At 75.3% G+C, this 13,961-nt stretch carries 15 protein-coding genes; 8 read left to right on the top strand and 7 right to left on the bottom strand.

The window, feature by feature from the left end; translation table 11 throughout:
• Positions 1 to 69 precede the first annotated feature (69 nt).
• From CRP51_RS13840 to CRP51_RS13830, 3 genes are all read left to right on the top strand, one after another.
• Positions 70 to 747, top strand: coding sequence for a uracil-DNA glycosylase (locus CRP51_RS13840; RefSeq protein WP_097231471.1), 678 nt, complete (start codon positions 70 to 72; stop codon positions 745 to 747).
• Positions 744 to 1,736 (top strand): N-acetylglucosamine kinase, encoded by a 993-nt coding sequence (locus tag CRP51_RS13835; RefSeq protein WP_245880571.1) that lies wholly within the window; start codon positions 744 to 746, stop codon positions 1,734 to 1,736. The genes CRP51_RS13840 and CRP51_RS13835 overlap by 4 nt, the downstream gene beginning before the upstream one ends.
• Positions 1,737 to 1,847: 111 nt before the next feature.
• Positions 1,848 to 2,735 carry a sirohydrochlorin chelatase gene (locus CRP51_RS13830; protein WP_097231470.1) on the top strand — a complete coding sequence of 296 codons (888 nt, stop codon included), beginning with the start codon at positions 1,848 to 1,850 and terminating at the stop codon, positions 2,733 to 2,735.
• A gap of 19 nt (positions 2,736 to 2,754) precedes the next feature.
• Here CRP51_RS13830 and CRP51_RS13825 read toward each other — a convergent pair whose 3' ends face one another.
• Positions 2,755 to 4,263, bottom strand: a complete 1,509-nt coding sequence (locus CRP51_RS13825; RefSeq protein WP_245880570.1) for a cryptochrome/photolyase family protein — start codon at positions 4,261 to 4,263, stop codon at positions 2,755 to 2,757.
• A gap of 236 nt (positions 4,264 to 4,499) precedes the next feature.
• On the opposite strand from CRP51_RS13825, the gene CRP51_RS13820 reads away from it, so the two are divergent.
• Together CRP51_RS13820 and CRP51_RS13815 are read left to right on the top strand one after the other, a co-directional pair.
• The gene (locus tag CRP51_RS13820) at positions 4,500 to 4,964 is read left to right on the top strand and encodes a MarR family winged helix-turn-helix transcriptional regulator (RefSeq protein WP_097231468.1); all 465 of its coding nucleotides are present in this window, start codon (positions 4,500 to 4,502) and stop codon (positions 4,962 to 4,964) included.
• Between the two features lie 128 nt (positions 4,965 to 5,092).
• Positions 5,093 to 7,183, top strand: coding sequence for an MMPL family transporter (locus tag CRP51_RS13815; RefSeq protein WP_097231467.1), 2,091 nt, complete (start codon positions 5,093 to 5,095; stop codon positions 7,181 to 7,183).
• Positions 7,184 to 7,206: 23 nt separating this feature from the next.
• Here the strand turns inward: CRP51_RS13815 and CRP51_RS13810 are convergent, their stop codons facing one another.
• Positions 7,207 to 8,052, bottom strand: a complete 846-nt coding sequence (locus CRP51_RS13810; protein ID WP_097231466.1) for a class I SAM-dependent methyltransferase — start codon at positions 8,050 to 8,052, stop codon at positions 7,207 to 7,209.
• Positions 8,053 to 8,103: 51 nt separating this feature from the next.
• Between CRP51_RS13810 and rpmF the strand changes: the two genes are divergently transcribed.
• The 3 genes from rpmF to rpsN all read left to right on the top strand — a co-directional run bounded on the left by rpmF (position 8,104) and on the right by rpsN (position 8,908).
• Positions 8,104 to 8,268 carry a 50S ribosomal protein L32 gene (gene rpmF / locus CRP51_RS13805; RefSeq protein ID WP_097231465.1) on the top strand — a complete coding sequence of 55 codons (165 nt, stop codon included), beginning with the start codon at positions 8,104 to 8,106 and terminating at the stop codon, positions 8,266 to 8,268.
• Between the two features lie 31 nt (positions 8,269 to 8,299).
• Positions 8,300 to 8,536: a 50S ribosomal protein L28 gene (gene rpmB, locus CRP51_RS13800; protein WP_097231464.1), complete on the top strand. Its 237-nt coding sequence runs from the start codon at positions 8,300 to 8,302 to the stop codon at positions 8,534 to 8,536.
• 66 nt (positions 8,537 to 8,602) lie between these two features.
• On the top strand, positions 8,603 to 8,908 hold the full coding sequence (rpsN, locus tag CRP51_RS13795; protein WP_097231463.1) for a 30S ribosomal protein S14: 306 nt from the start codon (positions 8,603 to 8,605) through the stop codon (positions 8,906 to 8,908).
• A 49-nt stretch (positions 8,909 to 8,957) separates the two neighbouring features.
• Here the strand turns inward: rpsN and CRP51_RS13790 are convergent, their stop codons facing one another.
• From CRP51_RS13790 to CRP51_RS13770, 5 genes are all read right to left on the bottom strand, one after another.
• Entirely contained in the window at positions 8,958 to 9,953 is a 996-nt protein-coding gene (locus CRP51_RS13790; RefSeq protein ID WP_097231462.1) for an ABC transporter substrate-binding protein, read from the bottom strand.
• Entirely contained in the window at positions 9,950 to 10,792 is an 843-nt protein-coding gene (locus CRP51_RS13785) for an ABC transporter ATP-binding protein (RefSeq protein ID WP_097231461.1), read from the bottom strand. The genes CRP51_RS13790 and CRP51_RS13785 overlap by 4 nt, the downstream gene beginning before the upstream one ends.
• Positions 10,793 to 11,803: a FecCD family ABC transporter permease gene (locus CRP51_RS13780; RefSeq protein WP_170970551.1), complete on the bottom strand. Its 1,011-nt coding sequence runs from the start codon at positions 11,801 to 11,803 to the stop codon at positions 10,793 to 10,795.
• A gap of 206 nt (positions 11,804 to 12,009) precedes the next feature.
• Positions 12,010 to 12,798, bottom strand: a complete 789-nt coding sequence (locus CRP51_RS13775) for a TauD/TfdA family dioxygenase (protein WP_097231459.1) — start codon at positions 12,796 to 12,798, stop codon at positions 12,010 to 12,012.
• A gap of 371 nt (positions 12,799 to 13,169) precedes the next feature.
• Complete coding sequence (locus CRP51_RS13770) at positions 13,170 to 13,928, bottom strand: class I SAM-dependent methyltransferase (RefSeq protein ID WP_097231458.1); 759 nt, start codon at positions 13,926 to 13,928, stop codon at positions 13,170 to 13,172.
• Positions 13,929 to 13,961: the final 33 nt, after the last annotated feature.

Below are 13,961 nucleotides of genomic sequence, written 5' to 3'. Positions count from 1 at the left end.
CGCCGGGGAACGCCCGGGGGCCGCGACCGGTCAACGGGCTGTCGGTGCTTGCCAGTAGGGTGACCGACCGTGGCAGCACGAGCATTGCATGAGATTGTCGAGGCGGGCTGGGCGAAGGCGCTGGAGCCCGCGGCCGAGCGGATCGCGGCCATGGGGGACTTCCTCAGAGCGGAGATCGCGGCCGGCCGCACCTATCTGCCCGCGGGCGGACACGTCCTGCGCGCGTTCCAGCAGCCGTTCGACGAGGTGCGGGTGCTGATCGTCGGTCAGGACCCCTATCCCACGCCGGGGCACGCCGTCGGCCTGTCGTTCTCCGTGGCGCCCGAGGTGCGCCCGCTCCCCGGCAGCCTGGAGAACATCTACCGCGAGCTGGGCAGCGACCTCGGCCTGCCCCGGCCGTCCAACGGCGACCTGACGCCCTGGACCGAGCAGGGCGTGCTGCTGCTCAACCGCGCGCTGACCACCGCGCCCCGCCGGCCGGCCGCGCACCGGGGCAAGGGCTGGGAGGAGGTCACCGAGCAGGCGATCCGCGCGCTGGTGGCGCGCGAGCGCCCGCTGGTGGCGATCCTGTGGGGACGGGACGCGCGGGGGCTGCGCCCGATGCTGGGGCCGGTACCGGCGGTGGAGTCCGCCCACCCCTCGCCGATGTCGGCGGACCGCGGCTTCTTCGGCTCCCGCCCGTTCAGCCGGGCCAACGCGCTCCTCGCCGAGCAGGGCGCCGCGCCCGTGGACTGGCGGCTGCCGTGACGGCGTGGGTGCTGGGCGTCGACTCCGGCGGCTCGGGGCTGCGGATCGCGCTGGCGCGGGCGGGCGTCGACGGCGTGGAGCCGCCGGCCGGGCAGCGGCGGACGGACGAGCCGGTGCGCACCGGGCCCGGAGGGATCGACGCCGGCCATCTGCTGGCCCAACTGCTGCCCGCCGCTCGGGCGTTGCTCGACGAGTCGGCGCCGACGGCGCGGATCGACGCGGTGTGCGTCGGCGCCGCCGGGATGGCCACGCTCGGCGGCCGGCTGCGCGCCGAGCTGCCGCAGGCGCTGGCGGCCGGGCTCGGCGCGCGGCGGCTGGCGCTGGCCGCGGACGCGGTCACCGGGTACGCGGGGGCGCTGGGCGAGACCCCGGGCGCGGTGGCCGCCGCCGGCACGGGGATGATCGCGCTCGGCACCGAGCTGCGGTCCTGGCGACGGGCGGACGGCTGGGGCCATCTGCTGGGCGACTGCGGCGGCGGCGCCTGGATCGGGCAGCGGGGCCTGGAGGCGGCGCTGCGGGCGCACGACGGCAGGTCGGGCGGCTCGACGGCGCTGCTGGCGCGGGCGGAGGCCGCCTTCGGGCCGGTCGCCGGGCTGCCGGGGCAGCTCTATCCGCGCTCCGACCGCCCCGCGGTGCTGGCCTCGTTCGCGCCGGAGGTGGCGCGCTGCGCGAGCGGCCCGGAGGCGGACCCGGTGGCGGTGGGCATCCTCGCCGAGGCGGCGGCGCAGATCGCCGGGACGGTGGCCGCCGTCTGCCCGCCAGGCGGGGCCGGCCGGGTGGCGCTGACGGGCGGGCTGTTCCGGATGGGCGCGCCGCTGACCGAGCCGCTGGCCGGGGAGTTGGCGCGCCGGCTGCCCGGGGCCGAGGTGGTCGAGGCCGCGGGCGGGCCGCTGGAGGGGGCGTTGCTGATCGCGGGGCGGCTGGCGTTCGGGGCGTGCCGGCTGCCGGCCGATCCGGCGCTGTTGCACCTGGTCGGAGACCGGGGGTAAAGGCGGGGTGCGAGGCGCGTCACACTGACGTGCGGGATATATCGGGACACAAGCGCTTGGCGAGCCCCCGGGCGAACAGCCAACCACATCAAGGCATTAACATGCGGCGACATGAGCTCCTCCACTGGACCGGCCTCCGGCCTTCCCGTACGTATGCCGCGCCCCCGCCAGTCCGGCCGACACCGCAGGCCGGAGCCCGTTTCCGCGCCTGAGGGCGCTCCCCCGCTGGTGCTCGCCGTCCCCGGCGTGCCCTCGGCGGCGAGCCTCTCGGTGGCCGAGGAGGTGCTGAGTATCGCGCGCTCCGAGCTTCCCGGGCTCGACGCGCGGATCGGCTTCGCCGAGAAGGCGGAGGAGGAGCTGCCCGCGCTGGAGACGGTGCTCGCGGGCGCGGACGCGGCGGCGTCCGAGGAGTCGGGCGCGCCCAGCGCCATCGTGGTGCCGCTGCTGGCCGGCCCGGACAGCGCCCAGCTGCGGGGCATCCGGCAGACGGTGCTCAGCAGCGGCTCGGGCGCCGAGCTGACCGACGTGCTCGGCCCGCACCCGCTGCTCGCCGAGGCGGTGCACGTGCGGCTCTCGGAGGCGGGTCTCGCGCGCGCCGACCGCGCCCGGCTGTTCACGGTGGCGACCGCCGCCGACGGCATCGTGCTGACCACGGTCGGCGGCGAGGAGGCCGTGCAGACGGCGGGCATCACCGGCATGTTGCTCTCGGCGCGGCTGGCGGTGCCGGTGCTGGCGGCGGCGCTCGACGAGGACGGCGCGGTGGCCGCCACGGCCGAGCGTCTGCTGGAGGCCGGCTCCCGGCAGTTGGCGCTGGCGCCCTGCCTGATCGGCCCGGAGATCCCCGAGGGGCTGCTGGAGTCGGCGTCCAAGGAGGCCGGTTGCCCGGCCGCCGAGCCGCTGGGCGCCTACCCGGCGATCGGCAAGCTGGTCCTGTCCACCTACATGACGGCGGCCGGCCTGGACCCGCAGCGCTCCGGCCAGCAGAGCCCGGCGCGCTGACCCTCCCGCGCCGCGCCGCTCACGGGGGCGCGGTGCGGGAGTGGTTCCCCTCCTGTTCGAGGAGCGCGTCCAGGTCCTTCAGGCGGTCCAGGCCCTTGAGCGTCCTGGCCATCCGCCCGTTGCCCGCCAGCCGTTCGCGGTGGCGGGCGAGGAACGCCCAGTACCCCGCGGTGTAGGGGCAGGCCCGCTCCCCCACCCGGTCGCCCGGCCGGTACGCGCAGGGCCCGCACAGGTCGCTCATGCGGTGCACGTAGGCGCCGCCCGAGGTGTAGGGCTTGGTGGTCATCAGCCCCCCGTCGGCGTACTGGGACATCCCCACGACGTTCGGCAGCATCACCCAGTCGTAGCCGTCGACGAAGCAGCGGTGGAACCAGTCGGTGACGGCCGCCGGGTCCCAGCCCCGCTGGAGGGCGTGGCTGCCGAGGATCATCAGCCGGGGGATGTGGTGGGTCCACCCGGTGTCCCTGACCTGGGTCAGCACGGTGCGCAGGCAGCGCGCGGTGACGGCGTCGGCGTCGAGTTCCAGGAACCACTCCGGCAGCGGGTCGTGGTGGTCCAGGGCGTTGCGCCGGCGGTACTCCTCGCCGAAGTGCCAGTAGAGCTGCCAGACGTACTCCCGCCAGCCGGCGACCTGACGGACGTATCCCTCCACGCTGTTGAGCGGCGCGTCACCGGAACGCCAGGCGTCCTCCGCGCGGGAGACGCACTCGGCCGGGTCGAGCAGCCCGAGGTTGAGCGAGGAGGACAGCAGGCTGTGGCTCATCACCGGGTCCCGCGCCAGCATGGCGTCCTCACGCGGCCCGAACTCCGCCAGCCGGCGGCTCACGAAGCGGCGCAGCGCCGACAGGGCCTCCCGGCGGGTGGCGGGGAAGCGGCGGGGGCCGTCCACGCCGACGAAGGAGACCACGCCGTCGCGTTCCCAGCGGTCGAGGTCCTCCCTGACCTCGTCGTCGACGGCGTCCTCGCGGGGGCGGTAGGGGCCGGGGAGCCCCAGCGTCTCGGCGTCGCCCGGCGGGGGTTCGCGGTTGTCGTGGTCGAGGTTCCAGTGGTCGCCGGCCGGCTGGTCGCCGTCCATCAGCAGGTCGTGCTCGCGGCGCACCCAGCGGTAGAAGTCCTCCTGGCGCAGCGCGGCGTCCCCCTTCCCCTCCGCCCAGGCGTGGAAGTCGTCGAAGGACACCAGATAGCCGCGCGGGGGGAGCACGGTGACCTGGTCGAGGGAGGAGACCAGGCCGAGGGCGGCGCGCGAGGTGGGGTGGCAGACGGTCACCTGCCCGTCCCCGACCGCCTCGCGCAGCCCCTGCCGGTAGGTGTCGGCGCGGACGTAGGTGACGCGGTCGCCGAGCTCCGCGGCGCGGTGGCGCATCGCGGAGAGCACGAGATGGGCCTTGGCCCGGTGGAAGCGGCGGCGGCGCAGGACGGAGCGCGCCTCGATCATCACCACCGGCGCGTCGCCGGCCGGGCCTTCGGGGCCGGGGCGCAGGAAGTGCGGCCCCAACTGGTCGCCGAAGAGCCAGTGCGGGGTGCTCACGGCGCCTCCGCGCGTGGAGGCGCGGGGGTCGCGCGGGGCGCGGGGGACGGCGGCATGGGCGGGCTCCTGACCGGTGGCCGACGGCGGGCACGGGCGGGGTGGGGCACCCGGCCCGCGGGCCATCCTCACCGAGCCGGCCCCCGCCCGCCCTCCGGCGCGCCAGCGGGCGGGGTCGCCGACGGCCGTTTGCCGGACGGCGCGCCACCGGTGGTGTGCCGTTTCTATAGGCTGACGGGATGCCCGGTACCGAGGATGTGGCGACCGACCTCCAGGCGTTCGCACGACAGTTGAGGCGTGTCAACGGAGAGATCAACCGGCTGGTGCACGGCTTCGCCCTGGCGCGGGGGCTGCACCCGACGGACGTGCAGGCGCTGGCGGTGATCCTGGACAGCGAGGAGCCGCTGACGCCCGGACGGCTGGGGACCCGGCTGGGGCTGACCTCGGGGGCCGTCACGGCCTGTCTCGACCGGCTGGAGCGGTCCGGTCAGGTGCGGCGTTCGCGCGCCAGCGACGATCGGCGGGTGGTCCACGTGCACTATGTGGCGGACGCCAGGCCGGCGGCGCGGGAGTACTTCCGTCCGCTGGCGGCGGCGACCGAGAGCGTGCGCGGGCGGTTCGACGAGGCGGAGCTGTCCGTGGTGCTGCGCTTTCTGACGGAGCTGGGCCAGGAGCTGAACGAGGTGCCGGCGCCCCGACGCTGAGGCGGAGGGGGGCGCGTCCCGCGGCCGCACTCCGTCGTTATATCTTGATGCTTGAGATTGTTTTTCGTCGAGATAACTCGCCACAGCCCACGCCCCGCGGCGTACGGGCGTCTGAACGGGAGCGGCCCATGTTCGGTAGCAGGGGAAGGGCCGGCTGGCTGCTCGCCCTGGTCGTCCTCGTGGTCTGGCTCGGCGCGGGCGGGGGGTTGGGGCCGTTCGCCGGCAGGCTCGGCGAGGTGGCCACCAACGACCAGGCCGCCTTCCTGCCGGGCGGCGCCGAGTCCACCCGGGTGCTGGAGGGCCAGCGGGCGTTCCGGCAGGAGGAGTCGCTGCCGGCGATCGTGGTGTGGACGGCCGAGGAGGACGGGGCCGCGCTGCCGGGGTCGGCGCCGGAGGAGGCGGACGCGGCACTGCGGTCGCTGGCCGGGGAGGCCGCGCTGGCGGGTGAGCCGTCCCCGGCGCTGCCGTCCGACGACGGGCTGGCGCTGTCGGGTGTGGTACCGCTCGACCCGGACCTGGACGAGGAGCTCGCCGGGGCCCTGGAGCGGGTCGTCGCGGCGGCGGAGCGGGTGCCGGGCACCTCGGTCCAGGTGGCCGGCCCCGCCGCCACCCAGGCGGACCTCTCCGACGCGTTCGCGGGCATCGACGGACTGCTGCTGGGTGTCGCGCTGGTGACGGTGCTGCTGATCCTGCTGCTGGTCTACCGCTCGGTGCTGCTGCCCCTGGTGATCATCGTGGGCGCCGTCCTCGCCCTGGCCCTCGCCTGCGCGGTGGTCTACGCGCTGGCCGACCGGGACGTAGTGCGGGTCGACGGGCAGGTGCAGGGCATCCTGTTCATCCTGGTCATCGGGGCGGCCACGGACTACGCGCTGCTGTTGACCGCGCGCTTCCGCGAGGAGCTCGGCGCGGGCGGGGACCGGCTGGCGGCGATGCGCACGGCGCTGCGGCGGTCGGCGGGAACGATCGTCGCCAGCGGCGCGACGGTCGCGCTCGGCCTGTTGGCGCTGCTGCTCAGCGACCTGACCAACAATCGCGCGCTGGGCCCGGTCGGGGCGATCGGTATCGGGTGCGCGGTGCTGAGCGCGCTGACCTTCCTGCCGGCCGCGCTGCTGCTGCTGGGGCGGGCCGCCTACTGGCCGGCCAGGCCGAGGGCCGGCACCGAGGAGGGGCATCCGGTGTGGCGGCGGGTGGCCGCGCTGGTGGACCGCGCGCCGCGCCGGGTGTGGGTGGTCACGCTGGTGGCGCTGCTGGGGGGCGCGGCGTTCGCGCCCACGCTGAACGCCAAGGGCGTGCCGCTGGACGAGATCTTCGTGGGCGGCGCGCCCTCGGTGAGCGCGCAGGAGACGCTGGGCGCGCACTTCCCCGGCGGCGCGGGCAATCCGACGGTGGTGCTCGCCGACGCCGACGCCCTGGAGCAGGTGGTCGCCGTGGCGGAGCGCACCGAGGGGGTGGCCTCGGCGGCGCCCGTGAGCGCCTCCGGGCAGCCGGGCGGCGGGCCCCCGCTGGTGGTGGACGGCCGGGTGCGGGTCGACGCGACCCTGGAGGACGCGGCGGACAGCGACGCCGCGCGGGAGACGGTGGTGCGGCTGCGGACGGCGGTGCACGGCGTCGCGGACGCCGACGCCCTGGTGGGCGGGTACACCGCGCAGCAGTACGACACCCAGCGGACGGCGGGCGAGGACCGGACGGTGATCGTCCCCGTGGTGCTGGCGATCATCCTGCTGATCCTGGTCGGCCTGCTGCGGTCGCTGGTGACCCCGCTGCTGCTGGTGGCGACCGTCGGGCTCAACTTCCTCGCCACGCTGGGGATCTCGGCCCTGGTCTTCCAGGGCCTCCTCGGCTTCGGGGGCGCCGACTCGTCCGTGCCGCTGTACGGCTTCGTCTTCCTGGTGGCCCTCGGCGTGGACTACAACATCTTCCTGATGTCGCGGGTCCGCGAGGAGACACGCGCGCACGGCACCCGGGAGGGCGTGCGGCGCGGGCTGACCTCGACCGGCGGGGTGATCACCTCGGCCGGGCTGGTGCTGGCCGCCACGTTCGCCGCACTGAGCGTGATCCCGCTGGCGTTCCTGGCGCAGATCGCGTTCATCGTGGCGTTCGGGGTGCTGCTGGACACGCTGGTGGTGCGTTCGCTGCTGGTGCCGGCGCTGGTGCGGGACATCGGGCCGCGCGTCTGGTGGCCGGGGGACCTGGCCCGGCGCGAGGAGGGCACGCGCTGACCCGCGCTCGCCGCGCGCGTCCCTCAGGGCAGTCGGAGCAGGTGCATCCGGTACTCCTCGACCTGGGGGAGGCGGCGACGGGCGAGATCGTCGAGCAGCGCGCGGTGACGCGGGGGCAGGGCGTCGTGGACCGCGCGCGGCAGTGAGGTCAGGGTGTGGGAGGCGAGCACCCGGCTGCCGGGCGCCCAGTCGGCGACGACCTCGATGTCGGCGCAGCCCCAGCGCAGCCGCGCGTCGGTCCTGCTGAGGGCGTCGTGCGCGTCCTGGTCGGCGACCAGCCGGGGCGTGTGGGTGTCCAGGGCCAGCAGGGTGCCGGGCAGCCGGCGGGCGATCCGTCCGACGAGCGCGCGCACCTCCGCCTCGGGCAGGAAGGGCAGCACGGCCTCGGCGGCGAACAGGCGGGCCCCGCCGGGCTCCCGGCCCACCTCTTCCAGCCAGTCGGGCTCGGTGACGGAGGTGGCGAGCGTCGTGCGGCGCGGGGTCTCGGCGAAGAACGCGCCGCGCAGGGCGGCGACATCGGGCAGGTCGAGCTCGAACCAGCGCGCGCGGCCGTTGTCGGTCCGCTCGAAGCGGGTGTTCAGCCCCGCGCCGATCTCCACCACCGTGCCGGCGGGGTGGTCGCCGAGGAAGTCGCGGGTCCAGTGGTCGAAGAGCAGGGTGCGCAGCACCGAGCCGGTGAGGCTGGGCAGTTCGGCGAAGCGGGCGAAGTCGTAGTCCAGCGCGTCGACCAGCTCCGCGGCGCGCGGGTCGGTGAGCGCCGCGTCGGGGCGGCGATGCTCGACGGCCCGTCCGTAGAGGGGGATCAGCAGGGTCTCCTGCACGGCGCCCAGGGAGGGGCGGGTGGGCGGGTGCGACGCGTCGTGGGACATGGGGCTACTATACGCAAACGGCAATCATGTTCAATAAGGAGGTGGCCCCCCGTGGCCGTGCCCAAGCGCAAGATGTCGCGCAGCAACACCCGTCACCGCAGGGCGCAGTGGAAGGCGAGCACGCCCGATCTCGTGCCGATCACCGTCGACGGCCGACAGCACCTGGTCCCGCGCAACCTCGTGCGCGCCTACCAGCGTGGCCTGCTGACCCCCTGACCCGCCCCTTCGCGCGAGAGACGAGGCCCCCGTGTCCGCCCACTGCCAACTCACCGGCCGCAAGCCGGGCTTCGGCAACCAGATCTCCCACTCCCACCGCCGCACCCGACGCCGCTTCGACCCCAACATCCAGACCAAGCGGTACTGGCTGCCCAGCGAGAACCGGTTCGTCCGGCTGCGGCTGAGCGCCAAGGGCATCAAGACGGTCGACGTCATCGGGATCGAACGCGCCGTCGCCCGCGTCCGCGCCCGGGGCGAACGGGTCTGACGCCCCGCCCCCGCCCGTCCCCGTCCCCCGTCCCCCGTCCCCCGTTCCGAGGAGGAACGCACCACCATGGCCAAGGCCAGCAAGATCGCCAAGAACGAACAGCGCAAGGAGATCGTCGCCCGCTACGCCGCACGCCGCGCGGAGCTCAAGGCCGTCGTCCGCTCCCCCGACAGCACCCAGGCCGAACGAGAGGCCGCCCAGCGCGAGTTGCGCCGCCAGCCGCGCGACGCCAGCGCCACCCGCGTGCGCAACCGCGACAGCGTCGACGGCCGGCCACGCGGCCACCTGCGCGCGTTCGGGCTCTCCCGGATCAACCTGCGCACGATGGCCCACGCCGGCGAACTCCCCGGCGTGACCAAGTCCAGCTGGTGAACGCGCCGCCCGCCCGCGCCGGCGTGCGCGCGGGCGGGCGGGCGCCGGCTCAGCGGTCCAGCTCCCTCAGGTAGTCGCCGAAGCCCTCGACGCCGTCCACGATGCGCGGCCCGCTGATCGCCTCGTTGTAGTCGAGGATGTGGAAGTTGCGCTCCCGGACCGCCGTCACCTCGGACAGCGCGGGCGAGGAGGTCAGGAAGGCGATCTTCTCCTCGGCCGGCAGGTCACCGTAGTCGAGGATGATGATCACCTCGGGGTCGGCCTCGATGACCGGCTCCCACCCCACCGAGGTCCAGCGCTCGGTGAGGTCGGCGAAGACGTTCTCGCCGCCGGCGATCTCGATGATCTCGTGGGGCGGCGCCTGGTTGCCCGAGGTGAACGGCGCGTCGACGCCCGAATCGTAGAGGAAGACCCGGGGCGGCCTGCCCTCGGGCGCCCGTTCCCGCACCGCCTCGACCCGCTCCCGCAGGCCGGCGACGACCTCCTCGGCGCGCTCCCGCACGTCGAAGATCTCCCCCAGCCGCTCCAGGTCGGTGTAGAGCCCCTCGAACGGGGTCACCTCCAGCGGGTGCCCCGGGTAGTTGTAGCAGGTCTCGCTGTGCAGAAAGCTCTGGATGCCCAGGTCGTCCAGGATCGCGGGCGTGATGCCGCGCTCGTCGCTGAAGCCGGACTGCCAGCCGGCGACCACGAGGTCCGCGCGCGCGTCCACCACCAGCTCGCGGTTGAGCAGGTCGTCGCTGAGCATCTCCACCCGGGCGTACTCCTCGGCCCAGGGGGACTCCTCCACCGGCGGGTTGGCCGGGGGCATGACATAGCCGTGCACGGCGTCGGTCAGGCCGAGCGCGAAGAGCTTGTCGGCGCTGCCCGCCTCGTAGACCACGGCTCGCTCCGGCCTGCGGTACTCCACCTCCTCGCCGCAGCGGGCGACCGTGGTGGTCTCCGCCTCGCCGCCGGAGTCGTCGGCGACGTCGGCGCCGCAGCCGGTCAGCAGCAGCGCGCCGGCCACGGCCGGGAGGAGTACGGTTCGGGAACGGGGTGCGGTCATGGGCGACTTCCTCGGCTTTCCGGTGTGCCTCGTACCGCCTCGGCGGCTCCCGCCGGGGCGGTCGAGGAGTTCAGGGTGTAGAGCAGTTGCGGGTCGCCCGTCAGCGGGTGGGGCACCACGGTGGCGGCGACGCCGAAGACCCCGGCGACCAGCTCCTCGGTGACCACCTCGCGCGGGGTGCCGACGGCGACCAGCGCCCCGGCCTCCAGCACGGCGATCCGGTCACAGACGGCCGCCGCGAGGTTCAGGTCGTGCAGCACCACCAGCACGGTCAGCCCGGGGTCGCGCAGCAGCCCCAGCAGCGCGACCTGGTGGCGGATGTCGAGGTGGTTGGTCGGCTCGTCCAGCACCAGCAGCCCGGCCTCCTGCACCAACGCCCGCGCGGCCAGCACCCGTTGACGTTCCCCACCGGAGAGGGTGAGCACCCCGCGGTCGGCCAGGTGCAGCACGTCGAGCCGGCGCATCGCCTCCCGGCACAGCGCCCGCTCCCGCGCGCTCAGGGGCTGGTTGCCCCTCAGATGGGGCGTGCGGCCGAGGGCGACGATCTCCTCGACGGTGAAGTCCAGCTCCGTGCCGCTCTCCTGGCTCAGCGCGGCGACCCCCCGCGCGCTCTCCCGCAGCGGCATGTCGGCGAGGTCGCGCCCGTCCAGCCACACGGTGCCCCCGGTGGGGCGCAGCGCGCGGTAGACGCAGCGCAGCGCCGTGGACTTGCCGCTGCCGTTGGGGCCGACCAGGCCGACGACCTCGCCCGCGCCGACCGTGAGGGACAGGGCCCGCACCAGGGCCCGGCCCCCGGCCTCGACCGAGAGCCCGTCGAGTCGGAGTGGTTCGCGTGTCATTCAACGTCCTCCGAAGAGATAGCCCCGCCGGCGCATCAGCGCGACGAAGACCGGCACCCCGACCAGCGCCGTGATCACACCGAGCGGCAGCTCGCGCGGGGCCGCGAGGGTCCTGGCCAGCAGGTCGGCCCAGACCATGAAGACCGCGCCGACCAGGGGCGCGACCAGCAGCACCCGCACATGGCGGGCGCCCACCACGATGCGCACCAGATGCGGGACGATCAGCCCGACGAAGCCGATCGCCCCGCTCACCGCGACGATCGCCCCCGTCATCAGCGAGGTGAGCACGAACAGCCCCCGGCGCAGGGCGGTGACGTCGACGCCCAGACTGGCGGCCGTCTCGTCGCCGAGCGCGAGCACGTCCAGCGACCGGCTGCGGCGGTGCAGCACGCCCAGCCCGACGAGCACCACCAGCGCGACCACCGGAAGCGAGCCCCAGGTCGCGGCCCCCAGGCCGCCCATCGTCCAGAACAGCACGGTGTGGGTGGCCTCGCCGTCGGGCGCGAGGTAGACCAGCACGCTCATCAGCGCCTGGAACCCGTAGGCCAGCGCGATCCCGGTGAGCACCAGCCGCAGCGGCGTCAGGCCCGTGCGGCTGTAGGAGGCGAGATAGACCAGCGCCGAGGCGGCCAGCGCGCCCGCGAACGCCCCGGCCGAGAGCGCGTAGATCCCCAGCGAGCCGAAGAGGCCGACGGTCAGCACGGAGACGGCGCCGACCGAGGCCCCCGAGGAGATGCCCAGGACGAACGGGTCGGCCAGCGCGTTGCGCACCAGCGCCTGCACGGCCACCCCGATCGCGCTGAGCCCGGCGCCGACCACCACGGCCAGCAGCACGCGGGGCGTGCGCACCTGCCAGACGATCTGGTAGCGGGTCACCTCGTCGGCGGTGATCGTGCCGCCGCTGAGCGCGGCCCAGAGGTAACGGGCCACGTCCGGCGGCGAGATGACGGCCGTGCCCCACCCGATGGCCAGCAGGACCGAGACCGCCAGCAGCACCAGCAGCCCGGCCATCGCGAGGACCAGCGCCCGCCCGGCGAGCCGCGGGGTGCCCGCCTCAGCCGGAGGAGCGGGCGCCGACCCGGTGGCGGGCCCGGCGGGAAGGGCGGGCCCGGGAGCGGACCGCCCCGGGGCGGGCGTCCCCTCGCGGGGCAGGGGGGCGGGAGGTGTGGCCATATCGAGGAACGATAAGCACATTGGTAATCATTTTCAACACGTGCTCAGCGCGCATCCTCGCCCCGCAGGGTCAGAATGCGCACGGAGCGCTCCCCCTCGTGCGGGTCCCGCCCGTGCCAGCAGCGGTAGTTGTCCAGCAGCAGGATCTCCCCGCGGGCGAGCGAGAGGCGGGGCAGGGACGCCTCAAGGCCATGGACCCTGGCCTCGAAGCGCGCCAGCATCTCCCGGACATACCCCTCGCGCGGGTCGCGGCGCAGAGGGACGGCGCCGTCGGTGCGGCGCACCACGCGCCGCCCGGCCCGGGTGAACTCGACGTGGCGGGCGACGCGCGGCAGCGCCGGCAGTCCGCGCAGCCCCGCCCAGGCCCCGTAGAGGTCGACGTCCACCGTGGTCAGGAAGGCGTGCAACTCCGGGTCCTCCTCGGCCAGCCGGTCCACCAGCCGGTAGGCGTCGAGCACGAGGGAGGCGCCCCCCGAGGGCGCCGGACGCACGCTCTGCACCAGCACGTGGTCCTCGTCCGGATGGCGCCGCCGCGTCGGCACGCCCCCGACGTCCACGACGAAGTCCAGGCCGTCGGCGTGGAGATGGACCGGCCCGCCGTCCCGCGAGGCGCGCTCGCGGAGCGGGTACAGCTCGCGCAGGCGCGCGCCGAGCACCGTGGCGGCGGCCACCACCAGCGCGTCGGCCGTCACCTCGGCGCCGGTCAGCACGACGGCGCCGTCACGGGCGAGCGCGCGGGCCGCGTCCGCGCCCCGGGCGAGCGGGACGCGCGTCGGCAGCACGCCGCAGGCGCCCCCGAGCGGGTCGGCGCGGGGAACGTCGGCAACGGACATGACGGGAACTCCCTTCGGCACCGCCGGATCGGCGTGCGGCACGGGGCGACCGGCCTCGCGAACGGGGGCCGCCTGCGGGCATCCTAGGTGAAAATGATTGCCGGTTCCCCTTGGCGGGCGGGTGACGACCGCCACGTGATGGAAACGATCCCCTTCTCCCAGGGCTCACGTGAGGAGACCCGCGCCCGCCCCGCCGTGACCGCGCGACGCGGGGCGCCCTTCGCCGTCCGCGAGGCCGCCGGGCGGCGGGGGACGGCCGGAGACCAGGACGGCCCGCGCGCGGCCGACCCCCGGCCCTTCGACTCGGGTGACGGGATCGACGGCGGGGACGCGACCGGGATCGACGCGCACGGCCATCGCCACGCGGGGCGTCAGGTGAAGGCGACCAGGACGCGACTGACGCCGTACTGCCAGACGCAGCTGACCGAGCGGAAGCCCGCGGCGCGCAGCAGGCGGGCGTGGTCGGCGAAGGTGAGCGCGTTGCCGCCCTCCCCCTCCGGCGGCTGCCGGCGGGCGCGCTCCTCGAAGGCGTGGGCCAGCTCGGGGTCCAGGGCGGCCTCGCGCCACCAGGCGGCCCAGTCCGGGGTGTCGCCCTCAAGGGCCGCCGCCATCCGGCGGTCCCCGAGATGGGCGGCGAGCCCCGAGACCTCGGCGGCGTCGGCGGGGAAGTGGTCGGCGTTGACCAACATCCCGCCGGGCCGCAGCAGTTCACCCAGCTGACGGTAGGTCAGCTCCAGGGTGCGCTCGCTGAGGCAGTGCAGGGCGGTGGCCGTCAACACGGCGTCGGGGGCCCGGTCCAGGCGCAGCGCCTCCGTCCAGCCGTCGGCGCCGAGGACGGCCTCCACGTAACGGGCGGCGTCCGGGCGGTGGGTGCGCGCCAGCTCCAGCAGCAGCGGGTCGCGGTCGACGGCGACGATCTCGGCGGCCGGCAGCCGGCCGGCGAGGCGGGCGGCGAGCGAGCCAGGCCCGCAGCCGAGGTCGACCAGCAGCGGGCGGGCCAGGTCGCGCGTCGCGTACTCGGCCACGTCGGCGAGCACGGCGAAGCGCTCCTCGCGATGGATCGCGTACCGCCGCTGCTGGCGCTCCCAGCGCTCGACCCAGTACTCGGCCGTCGCCATGCTCACGCCCATGGGAACGCGCCACCTCCAGCCGTCATCGGTGTC

The organism is Streptomyces zhaozhouensis (assembly GCF_900230195.1).
Classification (GTDB): Bacteria; Actinomycetota; Actinomycetes; order Streptomycetales; family Streptomycetaceae; genus Streptomyces; species Streptomyces zhaozhouensis.
The sequence above is the reverse complement of the archived record's forward strand: the minus strand, read 5'-3'. Positions and strand labels throughout refer to the sequence as shown.

What these genes read in the sequence shown, in the direction of transcription:
- CRP51_RS13830 (WP_097231470.1), top strand. Translation starts at nt 1,848, where the DNA reads ATGAGCTCCTCCACTGGACCGGCCTCCGGCCTTCCCGTACGTATGCCG.
- CRP51_RS13820 (WP_097231468.1), top strand. Translation starts at nt 4,500, where the DNA reads ATGCCCGGTACCGAGGATGTGGCGACCGACCTCCAGGCGTTCGCACGA.
- CRP51_RS13815 (WP_097231467.1), top strand. Translation starts at nt 5,093, where the DNA reads ATGTTCGGTAGCAGGGGAAGGGCCGGCTGGCTGCTCGCCCTGGTCGTC.
- CRP51_RS13810 (WP_097231466.1), bottom strand. Translation starts at nt 8,052, where the DNA reads ATGTCCCACGACGCGTCGCACCCGCCCACCCGCCCCTCCCTGGGCGCC.
- rpsN (WP_097231463.1), top strand. Translation starts at nt 8,603, where the DNA reads ATGGCCAAGGCCAGCAAGATCGCCAAGAACGAACAGCGCAAGGAGATC.
- CRP51_RS13790 (WP_097231462.1), bottom strand. Translation starts at nt 9,953, where the DNA reads ATGACCGCACCCCGTTCCCGAACCGTACTCCTCCCGGCCGTGGCCGGC.
- CRP51_RS13785 (WP_097231461.1), bottom strand. Translation starts at nt 10,792, where the DNA reads ATGACACGCGAACCACTCCGACTCGACGGGCTCTCGGTCGAGGCCGGG.
- CRP51_RS13780 (WP_170970551.1), bottom strand. Translation starts at nt 11,803, where the DNA reads ATGGCCGGGCTGCTGGTGCTGCTGGCGGTCTCGGTCCTGCTGGCCATC.
- CRP51_RS13775 (WP_097231459.1), bottom strand. Translation starts at nt 12,798, where the DNA reads ATGTCCGTTGCCGACGTTCCCCGCGCCGACCCGCTCGGGGGCGCCTGC.
- CRP51_RS13770 (WP_097231458.1), bottom strand. Translation starts at nt 13,928, where the DNA reads ATGGGCGTGAGCATGGCGACGGCCGAGTACTGGGTCGAGCGCTGGGAG.